Genomic DNA, 1,334 nt, shown 5'->3' with positions numbered 1-1,334 from the left:
GCTGTGGTGGTTTTGGTGGGGTGGGGGAGCCAGTGGTGTTGGTGTTGGAAGGGGTAGGTGGGGAGGGGGATGTGTTGGGGGTGTTGGGTTTGTGGGTTGTGGTTGTTCCAGTTGGGTGTGGTGCCGTGTTGCCAGAGTTGGCCGAGGGTGTGGGTGATGGTTTGGGTGGGGGTGCGGGGGTCTTTGGGGTGGGGGAGTGAGGTGAGGGTGGGGGTGGTGTTGTGGGTGGTGTGTCGGGCGAGGGTGGTGAAGGTGTTTCCGGGTCCTATTTCGAGGAGGATGGGGTGGGGTGTGTTGTGGGTGGCGGTGGTGATGGTTTGGGTGTAGTGGACGGTGGTGGTGATTTGGTGGGCCCAGTGGTGGGGGTTTTGGGCTTGTTGGGGGGTGAGGTGGGTGCCGGTGGTGTTGGTGATGATGGGTGTGTGTGGTGGGTGGTGGGGGGTGTTTTTGAGGGTGGTGTGGAGTTGTTGGGCGGCGGGGTTCATGAGGGGGTGGTGGAAGGCGTGTTGGGTGGTGATGGTTTGGGTGGTCCAGCCTTTGTGTTTGATGGTTTGTTTGTATTGTTGGATGTGGTGGGTGGGGCCTGATATGACGCAGTCGTTGGGGGTGTTGTGGGCTGCGATGGTGAGTTGTGGGGGGAGGGTTGGTTCGATGTGGTGGCGGGGTGCGTTGATGTTGATCATGGTGCCGGGGGGTTGTTGTTGCATGAGTTGTGCGCGTTGTGCGGTGAGGTGGAGTGCGTCGGGGAGGGTGAAGATTCCGGCGGTGTGGGCGGCGATGAGTTCGCCGAGGGAGTGGCCGATGAGGGTGTGGGGGGTGATTCCCCAGTGTTTCCAGAGTTGTATGAGGGCGTATTCGGTGGTGAAGAGTGCGGGTTGGGCCCATTGGGTTTGTTGGAGGAGGTGTTGGGCGGTGTTGGTGTCGGTGGTGTTGGTGGGGTAGAGGATTTTTCGGATGTCGTGGTTGAGGTGGGGTTGGAGTATTTCGGCGCAGGTGTCGATGGCTTGTTTGTAGGTGGGGTGTTGTTCGTAGAGTTGTTGGCCCATGTGGGGGTGTTGGGGGCCTTGGCCGCTGAGGATGAAGATGATGTGGGGGTTGTCGTGGGTGGTGTGGTGGGTGGTGGTGTGGTGGGGGTTGCGTGTTTCGAGGGTGGTGGCGATGTGGTCGGGGGTGGTGCCGTGGGCGATGCGGCGGTGCGGGAAGGTGTGGCGTCCTTGGGCGAGGGTGTGGGCGGCGTGGGTCAGGTCGGGCTGGTGGGTGCGGAGGTGGTGGGCGAGTCGGTCGGTGGCGGCGTCGAGGGCTTGAGGGGTGCGGGCGGACAGGACGAGGAGGTG

1 protein-coding gene is annotated in these 1,334 nt (G+C 62.4%); it reads right to left on the bottom strand.

Annotated elements, in window-relative coordinates; all coding sequences use genetic code 11:
• Positions 1–1,334 (bottom strand): acyltransferase domain-containing protein (locus ACWDSL_RS53435; RefSeq protein WP_450497022.1); only part of this gene is annotated, 1,334 nt, incomplete at both ends.

The sequence above is a fragment of the Streptomyces sp. NPDC000941 genome (assembly GCF_053599555.1).
This window is presented reverse-complemented; position numbering and strand designations above follow the sequence as displayed.